Origin of the sequence: Paractinoplanes globisporus DSM 43857 (assembly GCF_000379645.1) — a bacterium.
GTDB lineage: Bacteria > Actinomycetota > Actinomycetes > Mycobacteriales > Micromonosporaceae > Actinoplanes > Actinoplanes globisporus.
On sequence record NZ_KB903350.1, the window covers coordinates 75,740 to 91,424 of the forward strand.

The following is a 15,685-nucleotide window of genomic DNA, read 5'->3' on the forward strand; positions in this document are numbered from 1 at the left end:
GTTGCTGCGAACGCGGAGACGCGCGGTTCGCCCAGTCCGAGTCCTCGCCAAGGACGGTGAGGTCGATAGTGCGCGGCATGGTGCCGTCACCATCTCACCCGGGGCGGGAGATGTCACCACAGGCGAGGTGGATGGTGACCGGGGCGGTGGCGATGTCGTCGTCGCCCCAGATCAGCATGCGGATGTCGGACTCGTACTGATCCGGGTTACCGCAGCTGAGATTGAACGGATAGTCGACGCGGCCGGGCGAGACGCGGCCGTAGCTCGGGTCGGTGAACGGGTGGGACTCGGGCCCCCAGCCGTTGTTGTCGATGCCGTCGAAGGCGAAGCCTCGCGCGATCTCGTTGGGGTCGACATAGTTGACGCGCGCGTAGACGAGCTCGCCCTCGCGGTAGGTGCCGGTGCTCGTGATCGCGAACGTCGACGAGGCCGGCGCGGCGGCTGCCTTCATTCGGTCGAAGATGAAGTTCACGGCCGCGTCCACGTCGCCGTTCTTCGTGTAGAAGAAATGGTGGCACCACGGCATCGGTACCAGTGGGTTGCAGGCGGTCTTGTTCTCGTTGCTCGCCGTCGTGTAACCGCACACGGGGTCGCCCGCACCGCAGTAGCTGCGCACCTTCGCGGACATGCCCGGGTAGTACGCGCCGGTCACCCGGAGAACGGCAGGGATGCCAGCGGTTCGGAGGATGCCCTGCGACGCGGCCTCGGGAGTCACCGCCACGTCCGACGAACCGTCGAATTGCGGATCTCCGAACAGCACCACAGCCGTCAAGCGAGACATCATGGCCGGGGTGCTCGCCAGGAGGTTGTCGATGACCCAGGCGCCCTGCGAGTAGCCGGCCAGCACGATGCAGGTGGATCGGTCGGACCCCAGGTAGGGAAGCAGGCGCTTGGCCAGCCCTCCCACGCCGGTGACGACGCTCGTCACGGTCCCGGCGACCAGGTCCTCGCTCACCAGCGACTCCTTCAAGAACGAGAGCACCGGCACGGCCGGATACTCGTCGTTACCGGCAAGCCCGATCGGGAGGACCGACATGCCGGCGCTCCGGGCGGAATCCGCCAGCTCGGAGTAGACCGGGAAGACGATCTTGCCCATGTTTTGTTCCTGAGGCAGGGCGGGCTCTCCCGACCCTCGCAAGCCGAGGAACGCCACCTTGGAGCAGGCGACGGGTGCCGCCTCCGCGGGTGCGGCGCCCAGGCCGGCCGCCACCAGCGCCACGGCTCCGAGAATCGCTACAAAACGGGTCAACACGGGCTCAGCGTACGCGCCCGTTAACGTGTGCCGATGCAGGTGCGTGAGTTTCGGGAGAGCGACTGGCCGCAGGTCTGGGCGATCGTCCGTGAGGTGGTGCGGGCGCGGGACACGTTCACCTATGACCCGGAGATGAGCGAGAGCGACGGGCGGGCGACCTGGGTCGAGGCGGCGCCGGGGCGGACCGTCGTGGCGGTCGACGGTGCGCGGGTGCTGGGCACGGCCAAGATGGGGGCGAACCGGCCGGGGCCGGGCGACCACGTCTCCACCGCGAGCTTCATGGTGGCGGCCGATGCGCGCGGGCGGGGCGTCGGCACCGAACTGCTCCGCGACGCTACGGCCTGGGCGCGCGCCGCGGGCTTCGCGGGCATGCAGTTCAACGCGGTCGCGGAGTCCAACCGGACGGCCGTCGCTCTCTACGAACGGCACGGTTTCCGGGTCGTGGGCACGGTGCCGGGCGCCTTCGCCCACCCGGCGCTGGGCCGGGTGGGGCTGCACATCATGTACCTCGAGTTCTAGGCGCGGGCCCGGACGATCTCGGCGAGCGTTCCGACCTGGCCCGGGTCGTCGCCGTAGCAGTACAGGACCACCTCGTCGGCGCCCAGCTCGCGATACTCGGCGACGGCCGACGCAATCTCGGCGGAGGTGGTCAGGGGCGCTCCCCAGCCGGGACGGCCGGTGAACGCGTAGTAGCCGGCGACGGCCGCGCGGGCCTCGGCGATCGTCGATGGCGATCCCGCGGCCACGTTGACCTGGCAGACGATGCGCGGGGAGCCCTTCCGGCCCGCGTCCGTCCACTCTCGACGTACGGTATGAATCAGACCTCCCGCCCACGAAGCCGGCGCCGCGCAGATGAAGCCGTCGGCGTGCGTGGCGACTCGCCGCAGGGCGGCGGGAGCGAAACCACCGATGAGGATGGGCGGATCGGTGTGGGGGCGGGGGCCGATGACCGCGCCTCGATAGGGCGCGCCACGCCAGATCTGCCGCAGGTCCGTGAGTTGCGCGTCGAGCAGCCGGCCGCGTTGGGTGAGGGGCGTCCCGGCCGCGGCGTGGTCGTCCTCGCGGCCGCCGACGCCGATGCCGAGCACGAAGCGGTCGCCCGACATCACCGACAGGGTGGCCACCTGCTTGGCCAGCAGCGCGGTCTCCCGCAGCGGGCCGAGCAGCACCTCGGTCTGCAGGCGGATCCGCGTCGTGGCGCCGGCCAGCACGGCCAGGGCGGTCAGGGGCTCGGGATTGTCGAAGGCGAGCCGATCGAGCAGGGCGAGGGTGTCGAAACCGTGCGCCTCCGCGGCGCGGGCCCACTCGAGCAGGCGGGCGGGTGAGCTGATGGGCAGGCCAAGGCCGAATTCCATGGAACATCTCCGAAGGTGGGCAGCGACAAAAGAGTCGCCACTTCCACCCCGGGATGGCGGGGCCCCAGGCTCATCTGCGACGTGGTTCCGGAGCCGGGGGGAAGGAATTCGCCCCGAAGATTACCGGATCACGCGGCCCGGCGGCGGATGCGGCCCCACGGTTTGACCACTGCGAGGATCGTGGCCACGGTGAGGGTGGTCAGCGAGACCGCCGGCGGGAAGAACAGGTTTGCGACGGCCGCCGTGTCCGAATGACCAACAAGCAGTCCTTTGCCGTACGCATCGACCTGGTCCATTCCGGGCTGCAGCACCAGCAGGATGAGCGTGCACAGCACCAGGTTGAGCACGAGTTTCATGACGACCCACCAGTACCGCAGCAGCCCCCACCGAGTCTCGAGTCCGAGCAGCAGGCCGGAGAGCAGGCAGACCAGTCCGGCGGTGAGCATCGGCCAGACCACGAACGTCGCCAGCGATCGGTAGGCGAGGCTGCGCACCTCCACGTCGCCGGCGAAGCGGCCGGTGAGCACGAGGACGGCCACGATGACGTCGATGCCGATCCACGCGCCGCCCGAGACGATGTGGGTGATCAGCAGGGTCCGGTGCCAGCCGCGGCCGAGCGGCAGCCGGCGAACCGCGCGCGAGCGGACCGGGTCGGGCGTGGCGACGTTCATGACCGAACCTCCGAACGGCACGAGAGTGGAGCGGCTCGATTTTTAGAGTAACAGTAAGAATCGAACCGCCCCATCAAGCCCGCTCAGGCGTACGTGATGTTGAAGCTGTTGCAGGTGAAGTTGGACTGACCGGCCGTGCCGGAGAGCTCGAACCCGAACTGGATGTCACCGACCGTCACGTCGCCGTACCAACCCTGCGTGCGCAGCCAGTTCAGGACGGCGAGCACGTCGATCGTGCCGGAGTTCGTGGTGCTCGTGCGGATGAAGGAGAAGACCGCGTTGCTGCCGTTCGATCCGCGGTAGACGTTCCACGTGTGGCCGCCGGCCGAGACGTTACGGGCCGACGGAACGGCGCCGTTCGAGTCGTAGGACTCGGCGATCGGCCCGACCGCGCCATGTTGGTTGGTCCAAATCATGATTTCGTACGCGTAATTGTTGGCCCAAATGTCGTACGCCGTCTCGTAGTCGCCGTCGGCAGGCACCGAGACGTTGAACGAGCTGGAGATGGAGCCCAGCGAGCTGAGCGTCCGGTTGAGCGTCCGGCCGGTGTGCGGGTACGACTTCACGCCGCTGGTCCGCGGGTGGTTGGCGACCACGCCCCAGTTCGTCCCGGTCCGCGCCCAGATCGTCTGGGGGCCGGCACCCGAGCCCCAGACGTCGTTGTTCAGCGTGTAGCCGTTGTTCGTCCAGGTATCCCACTGCCCGGTCGCGACCCACGCGGCGTCGGACGGCACCCCGCCACCCGGCGAGGTGGTCGGCGTCGTGGTCGGCGGGGTCGTGGTCGGCGCGGTGGTGGGCGTCGTCGTCACGCCGCCGGTACAGGTCGTCCCGTTCAGACTGAACGTGCCCGGGACCGGGTTGCTCCCCGTCCACGATCCGTTGAAGCCGAACGACGCCGTCGCGTTCGTGGCGATCGAGCCGTTGTAGCTCGCGTTCTTCGCGGTGACCGTCGACCCGCTCTGGGTGAGCGTCGTGTTCCACGCCTGAGTGACCGTCTGGCCGGCGCCGAACGACCACACCAGCGTCCACGAGCCGACGGCGTCGCCCAGGTTCTTGATCGTGACGTTGGCCCCGAAGCCGCCGGGCCACTGGCTGCTGACCTGGTAGGTCACCGTGCAGCCGGCCGCCGCGGACGCCGGGAGCGCCGTGACGACCCCGGCGGCGGTCGCGATGCCCAGGCTCGCGGCCAGACTGAGGGCGAGATTACGCCTTCGCATGTCGAATCCCCTCATCGAATTCTGGACCACACGGGCGTCACCTGCGACTTTGCCTGTCGAAGCGCTTCGACAGTCGGGCCCAAAGTTTCATGAACGTCAATGCGGTATTGCGCAGATGTTATGGCCGCCGGGCCGCGAGCCGCAAGAACTGTCCGAAATATGCTGGTATGCGCTGTGCAACAAACCTGCAAATCGGATGCATTGACTCACATATATGACGGGATGAGGATTTCCAGAACGGAGCACCGTCCCCTTCGGAACCGCCGGGAAAAGCGAATTCGGCCGCCGGGATGTCCCGCCGGGCAGTTCCGCGCGCCCATTTACGAATCGCCGGCGGACCCCTGAAATGCGACAAGGAGAAATGCGCATGGCACCCCACCCACGCGCCCGCCGGTTGCGCCGGCTGGCCGGTGTCGGCGGCCTGGTCACGCTGGTCACCGCGGGCCTGTTCGTCACCGTCACCAACGCTGAGGCCGCCACCGTCTTCAGCGCCGACTTCGAGAACGGCAGCACCAGCGGCTGGTCCAAGTCCGGCGGCACCTGGTCGGTCGTCGCCGACGGCAGCCAGGTCCTGCAGCAGTCCGACACCGGCAGCGAACGGGCCCGCGAGTTCGCCGGCGACTCCGGCTGGACCAACTACTCGGTGCAGGCGCGGGTGAAGGCCACCTCGTTCGCCACCAGCGCGGGCGTCGTCGCGCTGACCGCCCGGGCGGCCGGCGCGACCAAGATGTACCGGCTGTCGCTGACCGGCGGCAACAAGGTCCAGCTGGAAACCATGAACGGCTCCGCGATCAGCGTCCTGGGATCGCTGTCGCAGACGATCTCGACCAGCACCTTCTACACCCTGAAACTCTCCCTCAACGGCAGCACGATCAGCGGCACGATCAATGGCACCCCCGTGGGCAGCGCCACCGACACCACGATCGGCGCCGGCCGCATCGGCCTGCTCACCGAACACGCCGCCGGCCGCTTCGACGACATCATCGTCGACAACAGCGGCGGCACCACCCCGACCAGCAGCCCCACAAACAGTCCTACCAGCAGCCCGACCAGCAGTCCTACCACCAGCCCGACCAGCAGTCCTACCAGCAACCCGACGACCCCGCCGACCAGCGGCGCGCTCTACGTGGCGACCAACGGCACGGCCGGTGCGGCCGGCACCCAGTCGGCGCCGACCACGCTCCCCGACGCGATCACCCGGATCGCCGCGGGCGGCACGATCTACATGCGGGGCGGCACCTACGCCTACTCGTCGACGATCGCGATCGCGGCCGGCAACAACGGCACTTCCAGCGCCAGGAAGACGCTCTCGGCGTACCCGGGAGAAGTGCCTGTCCTGAATTTCTCGGCGATGGCCGAAGACTCGGCGAACCGCGGGCTCGCCGTGAACGGCAACTACTGGCACGTGTACGGGATCGTGGTCGAGCGCGCCGGCGACAACGGCATCTTCGTGGGCGGCAGCAACAACATCATCGAGCGCACGGTGACCCGGTTCAACCACGACACCGGGCTCCAGCTGTCCCGGATCGCGTCGGACACGCCGCAGGCGCAGTGGCCCAGCAACAACCTGATCGTCAGCGCCGAGTCCCACGACAACGCCGACTCCGACGGTGAGGACGCGGACGGCTTCGCCGCGAAGCTCACGGTCGGCACCGGCAACGTGTTCCGGTACGACGTCTCGCACAACAACATCGACGACGGCTGGGATCTGTACACGAAGAGTGACACCGGCGCGATCGGCCCGGTCACCATCGAGTACTCGCTGTCGTACAACAACGGCACGCTGACCGACGGCTCGCAGGCCGGCGCCGGCGACCGCAACGGCTACAAGCTGGGCGGCGAGGACATCGCGGTCAACCACACCGTCACGCACAGCATCGCCTACAAGAACGGCAAGCACGGCTTCACCTACAACAGCAACCCCGGCTCGATGACGATCTCCAACAACGTGAGCATCGACAACACCGAGCGCAATTTCTCGTTCGACGCCGGCACGTCGACCTTCCGGAACAACACGTCCTGCCGCAGCGGCAGCGGCACGAACGACCGGATCATCGGCAACTCGGACAGCTCGAACCAGTTCTGGTCGGGCACCAACGGCTCCCGCTGCACCACGTACAGCGGCGCCCTGGGCTGGTCCTTCGCCTCGGACGGCCGCCTGCAGGTGACCTTCGGCGGCGCCGTGGTCAACCCCTGAGTCAGCCGCCGGGCCGGTTCCCACGGCCGGCCCGGCGGTCTCATACGTTGACAGATGTCTATCTGTATCGGACGGTCGAAGCCATGACTCGTCCTCGCATGTGGCTCGCCGCGACGCTCCTCGCGGCGACCCTCCTCACGGCGGCGGCCGCACCCGCCCTCGCCGCCGCACCGGCCCCCGCCAACCTCCACGTCAGCGCGATCACCCCGGTCTCGGTGACGCTCTCGTGGACGGCGTCCGAGGGCGCCACCGACTACCAGATCAACTACCGCCAGGCGTTCAACGACGTGATCTGGTCGCAGACGGTCGGGAACGTCACCACCGCGACGGTCACCGGCTACATCCTGCCGACGCGGCAGTACACGTTCTCGGTGAGCGCCCGCGACGCCGGCGGGTACTCGCCCGTCAGCAACTCGGTCACCGTCGTCACCCCGGCCGCCACCACCGGGGACACGACACCGCCGGCCACCCCGGCCAACTTCCGGATCACCGAGGTCACCGCGACCGGCCCGGCCCTGGCCTGGGACCCGGCCACCGACAACGTCGGCGTCACCGGCTACGACGTCTACTTCTTCGACGGCTGGTACACCTCGACGCTGGTCGGCACCACGACCGGCACGGCGCTCACCGTCCCGTTCGGCAGCTCCAGCACGGGGATGCGCTACTACTACGCCCGGTCCCGGGACGCGGCCGGCAACGTCTCGATCGCCACCAGCCTCGTCCAGGGGCCGGCCACCACCCCGCCGACCACGCCGCCACCCGCTCCGACCTGCAAGGTCGCTTACAAGACGACCTCGGAGTGGCCGGGTGGCTTCGTCGCCGACGTGACGATCACCAACCAGCGCACGACGGCCGTGGACGGCTGGACGCTCACCCTCACCGCGGGCGGCGACCAGGTCGTCACCCAGGCCTGGAACGCGACCGTCACGCAGTCCGGCGCCACGATCACGCTGACCGGCGCCCGCTGGAACAGCACGATTGCGGCCGGCGGCAGTGTCACGGCCGGTCTGCTCGGCCGCTGGCGCACCAGCAACGCCCCACCGACCTCAGCCGCCCTGAACGGCGCCCCCTGCACGATCGCGTGAGGACCGGCGGCCGGCGGACCGCCGCCGGCCGCCCGCCGCATGACACAGCTCACGCCGACGGTGGCGACGGGCAACCGCTCGGACCGAACGGGCACGGTCGCGTGGTGGTATGACTGTCCGCATGGCAGACAAGACGATCATTGCGATCCGGGAGGCCGCGGCCGCGTACGCCGAGGCCGTCCGCACCACTCAGCGCTTCTTCGACCACGTCGAGGACACCGACGACCCCTCGGTCCTGGTCGAGTACGCCACGCTCGCCGAGCGGGAGAAGGAAGCCGCCGAGGCCCGCCTGGACGCCATCGAGGCGGCCGGTATCGAGGCGCCGAGCATCGATGAAAGTGATTCAGATAGTTGAGTGAACAGTTCCGGAACCGTACCGGGGTGCCGGAACCGGTTCCGGGCTGGAAGACTTCGGTTGTTAGCGTTCCACAGACCGTGCCACCGCGGTCGTGACGACCGGAGGCACGAGTGCCCGCTGAACTTCTCCCGTACCAGGACCCGGCCTTGCTCGTCGAGCATCGGGTCGACGACCTGCTCGGCCGCATGACCTTGCCGGAGAAGGTCGGCCAGATGCTCCAGCTGGACGCCCGCAACGACGTCAAGGAGATCGTCAGCGAGAAGCTGGCCGGCTCGATCCTGCACACCTCGCCGGCGAAGATGCTGGAGGCGATCGACCTGGTCGCCAAGACGCGGCTGCAGATCCCGCTGCTCACGGCCGAGGACTGCATCCACGGCCACTCGTTCTGGCCGGGCGCCACGATCTTCCCGACCCAGCTGGCGATGGCGGCGACCTGGGACCCGGCTCTGGTCGAGCGGGCGGCCCGGGTCACCGCCCTCGAGGTGGCCGCCACCGGCATCCACCAGACCTTCTCGCCGGTCCTGTGCATCTCGCGCGACCTGCGCTGGGGCCGCACCGACGAGACGTTCGGCGAGGACCCGTTCCTGATCGGCGAGCTGGGCTCGGCGATGATCCGCGGGTACCAGGGCGGCGGCCTGGCCGACCCCACCGGCATCCTGGCGACCGCCAAGCACTTCGCGGGCTACTCGGAGACGCAGGGCGGCCGGGACGCGAGCGAGGCCGACATCAGCCCGCGCAAGCTGCGCTCCTGGTTCCTGCCGCCGTTCGAGCGGGTCGCCCGCGAGGGCTGCCAGATGTTCATGCTGGGCTACCAGTCGATGGACGGCGTGCCGATCACCGCCAACCGCTGGCTGCTCAACGACGTGCTCAAGGAGGAGTGGGGCTTCACCGGCACGCTGGTGACCGACTGGGACAACGTCGGGCGAATCGTCTGGGAGCAGAAGGTCTGCGCCGACTACGCCGAGGCCGCGGCGGTCGCGGTGCGCGCCGGCAACGACCTGGTCATGGTGACGCCCGGCTTCTTCGAGGGCGCCCAGGAGGCGGTGGCCCGCGGCCTGCTCACCGAGGAGGAGATCGACGCCGCCGTACGCCGGATCCTGCGCCTGAAGTTCGAGATGGGCCTGTTCGAGAACCCGCGGGCCCCCGACGCCGAGCGACAGCGCGAGATCATCGGCATCGCACCGCACGCCGAGCTCAACCTCGAGGTCGCCCGGCGCTCACTGGTGCTCCTCAAGAACAACGGCGTCCTGCCGCTCACCAATGAGAAGTTCCGGCGAATCGCCATCATCGGGCCGAACGCCGACGACCCGCAGTCCCAGTTGGGCGACTGGGCCGGAAATTCCGGACAGGTCGACTGGATGCCCGACGGCCACCCGCGCGAACTGATCGAGACGGTCCTCGACGGCTTCAAGAACGTCGCCCCCGCCAACTGGGACATCACGCACGCCCGCGGCGCCGACATCGAGCGACTCGTGCCCGACCCGGCCGGCGAGACCTACCCCGACGGGCAGCCCCGGCCGCCGATCTCGCAGGCCGCGCCCGTCGACGACCACCTGATCTCGCTGGCCCGCGACGCCGCGATCCGGGCCGACTACGCGGTCGTGGTGGTCGGCGACACGGTCAACCTGGCCGGCGAGCACAAGTCGACCGCGACGCTCGAGCTGCAGGGCGGGCAGATCGCCCTGCTCGACGCGATCGCGGCCACCAAGACCCCGATGATCGTGGTGCTGCTCGACTCGAAGCCGTGCGTGCTGCCGCCGTCGGCCCTGAACGCGGACGCGATCATCCAGGCGTTCAACCCGGGCATGCGCGGCGGGCGGGCCCTCGCCGAGCTGGTGCTGGGCCTGATCGAGCCGAGCGGGCGGATGCCGCTGTCGGTGCCGCGCCACGTCGGCCAGCAGCCGGTCTACTACAACCAGATCCGCGGCCAGCACGGCACGCGCTACGCCGACCTGACGCAGGAGCCGCTGTTCGTCTTCGGCGAGGGCCTGTCGTACACAACCGTCGAATACTCTGATTTGTCAGTTTCTGACCGGCAAATCTGGCACGACGGGACGATCGAGGCGTCGGTCACGCTCCGCAACACCGGCACCAGGCCGTCGCTGGAGACAGTTCAGGCGTACGTCAGCGACCTCGTCACCAGCGTCACGTGGGCGGTTCGCGAGCTCAAGGGCTACCGCCAGGTCACCGTGCCGGCCGGCGAGTCGGTCACGGTCACCCTCGAGATCCCGGCCTCGGCCTGCTCGCTGGTCACCGCCGACGGCCGCCGGGTCGTCGAGCCGGGCGACTTCGAGCTGCACGTCGGCCCGTCCGCACGAGAGAAAGACCTGCTCCGCGTCCCCTTCCGCATCAGCTGACACTCGCGGCCGCGAGCCTCCGGAGATCAAAACCCAGTTTCCCGTACGTCGTAAGCGCGCCGACGTTCCAGTAGTCCACGATCAGCGCCACCCGGTCCCGCCCGGCGATCAGCTCGTTCGTCACGAACGTGCACACCCGCCGGGCCAGTCCACGGCCACGGACGTCGGTCCGGGTGGCCACACCGGCCAGGAAGCCGGTCCGCTCCGTCGACCATGCGTCGGCGGCAACGGAGAGCAACGTTCCGTCATCACCGCGGATGGCGGCCCACCGTTGTACCCCCGACCCGCCCGGACGCGCGTACGAATCAGGAAAGACCTTGTCGATCAGGGCCGTGACCTGCGGCAACGCCTCGGGTGGCAACCAGCTCGCATCGGTTGCGGGCCCGGGCACCGGCGCCGTGACCTGCATCCAGCCGAACCGGCCGGCCACCGCCATGCCGGGCACGCGCGCGGCCACCTCGGTCACCAGCTCCTCGCCGCCGAGCGGGCGAAACGTCGGTCCGACCCGCGGCAGCACCTCGTCGCGCAGGAGGGCCGCGACGGCATCGGGCTCGCCGTGGATCGCCAGCCGGTCCTTGCGGCTCAGGTCCGCGCAGGCCACCGCGGTCGCCGCCGGACTCTCCCAGATCAGCGCCCCCGGCTGCTCGGCCGCCCACCGAACCACCGGATCGTCAATCCGTTCGCCAAGCTTTTGGTCGGGCCTTTCGTCGAGCTTTCCCTTGGGCCTTTCGTCGCTCACGGGCTCATGTTGACACGGGCTGGCATCGTCGGCCGCGTGCCATTCCGCCTGCTGCGTCGCCTCGGCTTCTGGGGCGCGGTCGCGACCGCCATCGCCGTGATCGCCGGGTCTCTTTGCTCACTCTGGGTGCAGACCACGGCATTCGGGCACGTGTACGACGAGAAGTCCGTCCCGTCGGCGCCGGTCGCGCTCGTGCTCGGCGCCGAGGTGTACCCGGGCGGCACGCCGTCCCCGTTCCTGGCCGCCCGGCTCGACATCGCGAAACGCCTGCTCGACGCGGGCAAGGTCCGGGCGATCCTGGTGTCGGGCGACCACAGCCGCTGGGACTACGACGAGCCGGGCGCCATGCAGGTCTACCTGGTGGCCCGCGGGGTGCCGGCGTCCCAGGTGGTGCTCGACTACGCGGGCTTCGACACGTACGACTCGTGCGCCCGCGCCCGTCGCGTCTTCGGTGTCCGCCGGGCGATCGTCGTCACCCAGAGCTACCACATCGACCGGGCCGTGACCCTGTGCCGCAACCAGGGCATCGACGCGAACGGCATCGGCGACGACTCGGTCCGCATCTACAAGGAGCCGTGGGCGCACTCCGTGCTCCGGGAGCGCGGCGCGATCGTGAAGGCCGCGATCGACGCCCTCTCCCACCGCGACCCGGTCTATCTGGGCCGCCACGAGCCCGGTGTGGACGACGCCCTCCGCGACAGCTGACCGCCATACTGACCCGCCATGGAGCTGAACGAGTACCAGCGCGGCGCCCTGCGCACCGCCGCTTCCCGCGACAAGCGAAACGAACTGCTCCACCTGGTGCTCGGGCTGGTCGGCGAGTCCGGCGAGATCGCCGAGAAGTTCAAGAAATGGGTCCGCGACCTGGACAGCGACGAGTCGCGCATAGACCGCGCCGACATCGCCAAGGAGCTGGGCGACGTGCTCTGGTACGTCGCGGTGCTGGCCGACTACCTGGACCTGTCGCTGGACGACATCGCGACGACCAACCTGGCCAAGCTGGCCAGCCGCCAGGGGCGGGGCCTGCTCGGCGGCAGCGGCGACAACCGCTGAGCCGTTTTCACAGGCCGGTCGGGGGCAGTTCTTAGATGTTTCTTAGACGGCATTGCCCCCTCCTTTCAGGAACCGCTCGGATCCTTGGTCTCGAACCCCTTTCCCCTGGAGCATTCGATGACTGACAAATACCCTCCGGGCGACGAGCCCACCGAGCCGCGCCCGGCGGTCTCCGAGCCCGCGACGGCCGCCACGCCCGCGACTCCCGCCACCCCGGCCCCGGCCCCGGCGCCCGAGCCCGTCGCCGCCTCCACGCCGCCGACTCCCGAGCCGGCCGCCGCCACCACCGCTTCCGCCTCCGAGCCCGCGGGCGCGGCGACCGCCCACGAGGGATCGCCGGCCTGGCGTCCCGCCGCCGCGCCTCCCCCGCCCGCGGGCCCGCGCTGGTGGAACCGCCGGGTCCCGCTGCTGCTCGCCGCCGCCCTCCTGCTGGTCGGCTGCATCTGCGGCGCAGGTGTGGTCGCGGTGGGCGCGGTCGTGGCCCATTTCGGCAACGACCGCGGCTTCCACAACGTCCGCAACGACCGCGGCCCCGGCGACTGGCGAGGCCCCGGCCCAGGCGCTGGTCCGGGCGCCGGTCCCCGCAACCGCGACGGCCGCGGCTTCAACCCGGGCCCGCCCAACCGCAACAACCCCGGCCCCGTCCCCAGCCCCAGCGACGCCTCCCCTGCGCCGTCGGCCACCTCCTGACGGCAACCCCGCCGGGGCGTACCCACCAATCGGTTTTGGAATATCGACAACCGTGGACATGTCGGCGGCGGAAGACGAGCATGGTCGGCATGGCCAAGTCGACTCGGCGAACGTTTCTGACGGTGTCCGCGGCGACCATCGCCGCCGGCGTCTCGGGTGAGGCGCGGGCGGCGGAGCGCGCCAAGCCCTCCCCCACGCCCGAGCTGCGCGCGATCCTGCGGGAGATCGACCCCAAGCGGATCGAGGCGACGATCCGCAAGCTGGTCTCGTTCGGCACCCGGCACACGCTGTCGGTGCAGGACGACCCGGTGCGCGGCATCGGCGCGGCCCGCGACTGGATCTTCGCCGAGCTTCAGGGTTACGCGGCGGCCTCGGGCGGCCGGATGACCGTCGAGCTGCAGTCGTTCATCCAGCCGGTCGCCTCCCGGATCCCGGTGCCGACCCGGATCACCAACGTCGTGGCCACGCTGCGTGGCGGCGTCACCCCCTCCCGGGTGTACGTGGTGACCGGTCACTACGACTCCCGCGTGACCGACGTGATGAACGCGACCAGCGACGCGCCGGGCGCCGACGACGACGGCTCGGGCGTGGCCGTGGTGCTGGAACTGGCCCGGGTGCTGGCCACCCGCTCCCCCGAGGCCACGATCGTGTTCGCCGCGGTGGCCGGCGAGGAGCAGGGCCTGTACGGCTCCGACCACCTGGCCCAGAGCTTCAAGGACGCCGGCACCGACATCCAGGGCATGTTCAGCAACGACATCGTCGGCACCGGCAACGCGCACGACGGCACCCGGGACGACTCGCACGCCGTCCGCCTCTTCGTCGAGGGCGTGCCGACCTCGGAGACCCCGGCGCAGGCCACGATCCGGCAGAGCGTCGGCGGCGAGAACGACGGCGCGTCCCGCCAGCTGGGCCGCTTCGTCGACGACGTCGCGAGCAACCCGCAGACCGGCATGACCGTACGGCAGATCTGGCGGCGCGACCGCTACCTGCGCGGCAGCGACCACATCTCGTTCCTGCTGCGCGGCTACCCGGCCGGCCGTTTCACCGAGCCCCGGGAGAACTTCGCGCACGAGCACCAGGACGTCCGGGTCGAGAACGGCGTCCAGTTCGGCGATCTCATCGAGTTCTGCGACTTCGCGTATATCGCCCGGGTGGCCCGGGTGAACGCGTCCGCGCTCTGGTCGCTGTCGCAGGCGCCCGGCACCCCGAAGGGCGTCGTGATCGACACGACCCAGCTGACCAACCAGACCACCCTGCGCTGGCAGCCCAACCCCGAGCCCGACCTGGCCGGCTACGAGATCCTCTGGCGCGACACGACCGCCCCCGACTGGCAGCACAGCCGCGCCGTCGGCAACGTCACCACCGTCACCATCGACCTCTCCAAGGACAACGTGTTCTTCGGCGTCCGCTCGGTCGACCGGGCCGGCAACCGCAGTCCCGCCGCCGCGCCTCAGCCGTCAAGCTGACAGATCGGCTGAGCGACTCGCCCGCCGGTGCCACCATGATGACCATGACGGTCGACTACACGGTCCGGTTGCGCTTCGGGGAGACCTCGCGCGCCGCCGCCACCCACACCAACCTTTCCGCCGTACGCCTGGACGGGCACGTTCTCTGGATCGCCGGCGACGAGACCGCGACCGTCGAGCGCCTGCTGGCCGACCAGCCGGAGAAGGCGGCCGAGTTCGGCGGCGAGACCACGTTCCGCCTGGCCGACTTCGTCGATCTGCCCGGCGAGGACACCGAGGAGGAGGCCGACGTCGAGGGCCTGGCCCGCGCCGGCCGCTTCCTGTGGGCGATCGGCTCCCACAGCCTGCGCCGCAAGCAGATCAAGGAACGGCACGAGGGCCAGGGCGCTCTGAAGCGCCTGGCAAAAATCGAAGGACAAGACAACCGCCAGATTCTCGTACGCCTGCCGATTGCCGACGTGGACGGCGTGCCGACCCCGGTCCGCGAGCTAGAGGTCGACGGCCAACGCCACCGCGCCGCCTCCCTGCGCCGCCGCGACAACCTGCGCTCCCTGCTACGCGACGACGAGCACCTGGGCCCGTTCCTGCCGATCCCCGGCAAGGACAACGGCCTGGACATCGAGGGCATAGCCGTCCGAGGCGACCGCGTCTACCTGGGCCTGCGCGGCCCCGTCCTGCGCGGCTGGGCCTTCGTCCTGGAGCTGCGCCCCTACGTGAACGAGGACGAACCCGACAAAATTCGCCTACGCGACTTCGACGACGGCCTCCCCTACCGCAAACACGTGCTGGATCTGGAGGGCCTGGGCGTCCGCGACTTGTGCCCCCACGGCGACGACCTCCTGATCCTGGCCGGCCCCACCATGGACCTGGACGGCCCGGTCCGCATCTACCGCTGGCACAACGCCGCCCGCTCCGACATCCCCACCATCGTCCGAGACACCCTGATCACCCGCGAACTGGACATCTCCTACGGCGAAGGCGACGACCACGCCGAAGGCATCAGCATGCTCGGCGACGACCGCCTCCTGGTCGTCTACGACAGCCCCGCCCAGTCCCGCCTGACCTCCGACGGCGCCGTAATAGCCGACGTAGTCCTACTCCCCCGCCCCGCCTGACCCCCCGCCCGCCCCGGCCGCCGCGTGGCCCCGCGCGGTGCGGCCCATCACGGTCGACGAACGGCTGAGCTGGCTCGCCATGGCCCAGCCCGTGCCTGATCGCGCCCGGTGCGGCCCGTCACGGTCGGCG

Annotated in this window: 15 protein-coding genes; 10 read left to right on the forward strand and 5 right to left on the reverse strand. The window is 70.0% G+C overall.

Annotated features, from left to right (window positions below; genetic code table 11):
• Positions 1-94: 94 nt before the first annotated feature.
• The gene (locus A3CQ_RS0144770; RefSeq protein WP_157297111.1) at positions 95-1,252 is read right to left on the reverse strand and encodes a cutinase family protein; all 1,158 of its coding nucleotides are present in this window, start codon (positions 1,250-1,252) and stop codon (positions 95-97) included.
• 33 nt (positions 1,253-1,285) lie between these two features.
• Between A3CQ_RS0144770 and A3CQ_RS0144775 the strand changes: the two genes are divergently transcribed.
• The gene (locus A3CQ_RS0144775; RefSeq protein ID WP_026206894.1) at positions 1,286-1,771 is read left to right on the forward strand and encodes a GNAT family N-acetyltransferase; all 486 of its coding nucleotides are present in this window, start codon (positions 1,286-1,288) and stop codon (positions 1,769-1,771) included.
• On the opposite strand, the gene A3CQ_RS0144780 is transcribed toward A3CQ_RS0144775, so the two are convergent.
• From A3CQ_RS0144780 to A3CQ_RS58290, 3 genes are all read right to left on the reverse strand, one after another.
• A complete protein-coding gene (locus A3CQ_RS0144780) occupies positions 1,768-2,607 on the reverse strand; it encodes an LLM class flavin-dependent oxidoreductase (protein ID WP_020517501.1) in 840 nt (279 codons plus the stop codon). The genes A3CQ_RS0144775 and A3CQ_RS0144780 overlap by 4 nt on opposite strands.
• 128 nt (positions 2,608-2,735) lie before the next feature.
• Positions 2,736-3,278: a hypothetical protein gene (locus A3CQ_RS0144785; RefSeq protein ID WP_020517502.1), complete on the reverse strand. Its 543-nt coding sequence runs from the start codon at positions 3,276-3,278 to the stop codon at positions 2,736-2,738.
• Positions 3,279-3,361: 83 nt separating this feature from the next.
• Complete coding sequence (locus tag A3CQ_RS58290) at positions 3,362-4,495, reverse strand: glycoside hydrolase family 12 protein (RefSeq protein ID WP_020517503.1); 1,134 nt, start codon at positions 4,493-4,495, stop codon at positions 3,362-3,364.
• A 367-nt stretch (positions 4,496-4,862) separates the two neighbouring features.
• On the opposite strand from A3CQ_RS58290, the gene A3CQ_RS0144795 reads away from it, so the two are divergent.
• The 4 genes from A3CQ_RS0144795 (at position 4,863) to A3CQ_RS0144810 (ending at position 10,492) form a co-directional block, all read left to right on the forward strand.
• Positions 4,863-6,692 carry a right-handed parallel beta-helix repeat-containing protein gene (locus A3CQ_RS0144795; protein WP_026206895.1) on the forward strand — a complete coding sequence of 610 codons (1,830 nt, stop codon included), beginning with the start codon at positions 4,863-4,865 and terminating at the stop codon, positions 6,690-6,692.
• 83 nt (positions 6,693-6,775) lie between these two features.
• On the forward strand, positions 6,776-7,777 hold the full coding sequence (locus A3CQ_RS0144800; RefSeq protein WP_157297112.1) for a cellulose binding domain-containing protein: 1,002 nt from the start codon (positions 6,776-6,778) through the stop codon (positions 7,775-7,777).
• Positions 7,778-7,898: 121 nt separating this feature from the next.
• Positions 7,899-8,132, forward strand: a complete 234-nt coding sequence (locus A3CQ_RS0144805) for a hypothetical protein (RefSeq protein WP_040434151.1) — start codon at positions 7,899-7,901, stop codon at positions 8,130-8,132.
• A gap of 113 nt (positions 8,133-8,245) precedes the next feature.
• Positions 8,246-10,492 carry an exo-beta-d-1,3/1,6-glucosidase gene (locus tag A3CQ_RS0144810; RefSeq protein WP_020517507.1) on the forward strand — a complete coding sequence of 749 codons (2,247 nt, stop codon included), beginning with the start codon at positions 8,246-8,248 and terminating at the stop codon, positions 10,490-10,492.
• Here the strand turns inward: A3CQ_RS0144810 and A3CQ_RS0144815 are convergent.
• Positions 10,485-11,231 carry a GNAT family N-acetyltransferase gene (locus A3CQ_RS0144815; RefSeq protein ID WP_245577650.1) on the reverse strand — a complete coding sequence of 249 codons (747 nt, stop codon included), beginning with the start codon at positions 11,229-11,231 and terminating at the stop codon, positions 10,485-10,487. The two genes, A3CQ_RS0144810 and A3CQ_RS0144815, sit on opposite strands and share 8 nt — an antisense overlap.
• Positions 11,232-11,237: 6 nt before the next feature.
• On the opposite strand from A3CQ_RS0144815, the gene A3CQ_RS0144820 reads away from it, so the two are divergent.
• The 5 genes from A3CQ_RS0144820 (at position 11,238) to A3CQ_RS0144840 (ending at position 15,555) form a co-directional block, all read left to right on the forward strand.
• Positions 11,238-11,936: a SanA/YdcF family protein gene (locus tag A3CQ_RS0144820; protein ID WP_020517509.1), complete on the forward strand. Its 699-nt coding sequence runs from the start codon at positions 11,238-11,240 to the stop codon at positions 11,934-11,936.
• Positions 11,937-11,954: 18 nt separating this feature from the next.
• Positions 11,955-12,284, forward strand: a complete 330-nt coding sequence (locus A3CQ_RS0144825) for a nucleoside triphosphate pyrophosphohydrolase family protein (RefSeq protein ID WP_020517510.1) — start codon at positions 11,955-11,957, stop codon at positions 12,282-12,284.
• A gap of 117 nt (positions 12,285-12,401) precedes the next feature.
• Positions 12,402-12,974 carry a hypothetical protein gene (locus tag A3CQ_RS0144830; protein ID WP_026206896.1) on the forward strand — a complete coding sequence of 191 codons (573 nt, stop codon included), beginning with the start codon at positions 12,402-12,404 and terminating at the stop codon, positions 12,972-12,974.
• Positions 12,975-13,054: 80 nt separating this feature from the next.
• The gene (locus A3CQ_RS0144835) at positions 13,055-14,440 is read left to right on the forward strand and encodes a M20/M25/M40 family metallo-hydrolase (RefSeq protein ID WP_020517511.1); all 1,386 of its coding nucleotides are present in this window, start codon (positions 13,055-13,057) and stop codon (positions 14,438-14,440) included.
• A 44-nt stretch (positions 14,441-14,484) separates the two neighbouring features.
• Positions 14,485-15,555, forward strand: a complete 1,071-nt coding sequence (locus tag A3CQ_RS0144840) for a DUF3616 domain-containing protein (protein ID WP_020517512.1) — start codon at positions 14,485-14,487, stop codon at positions 15,553-15,555.
• Positions 15,556-15,685: the final 130 nt, after the last annotated feature.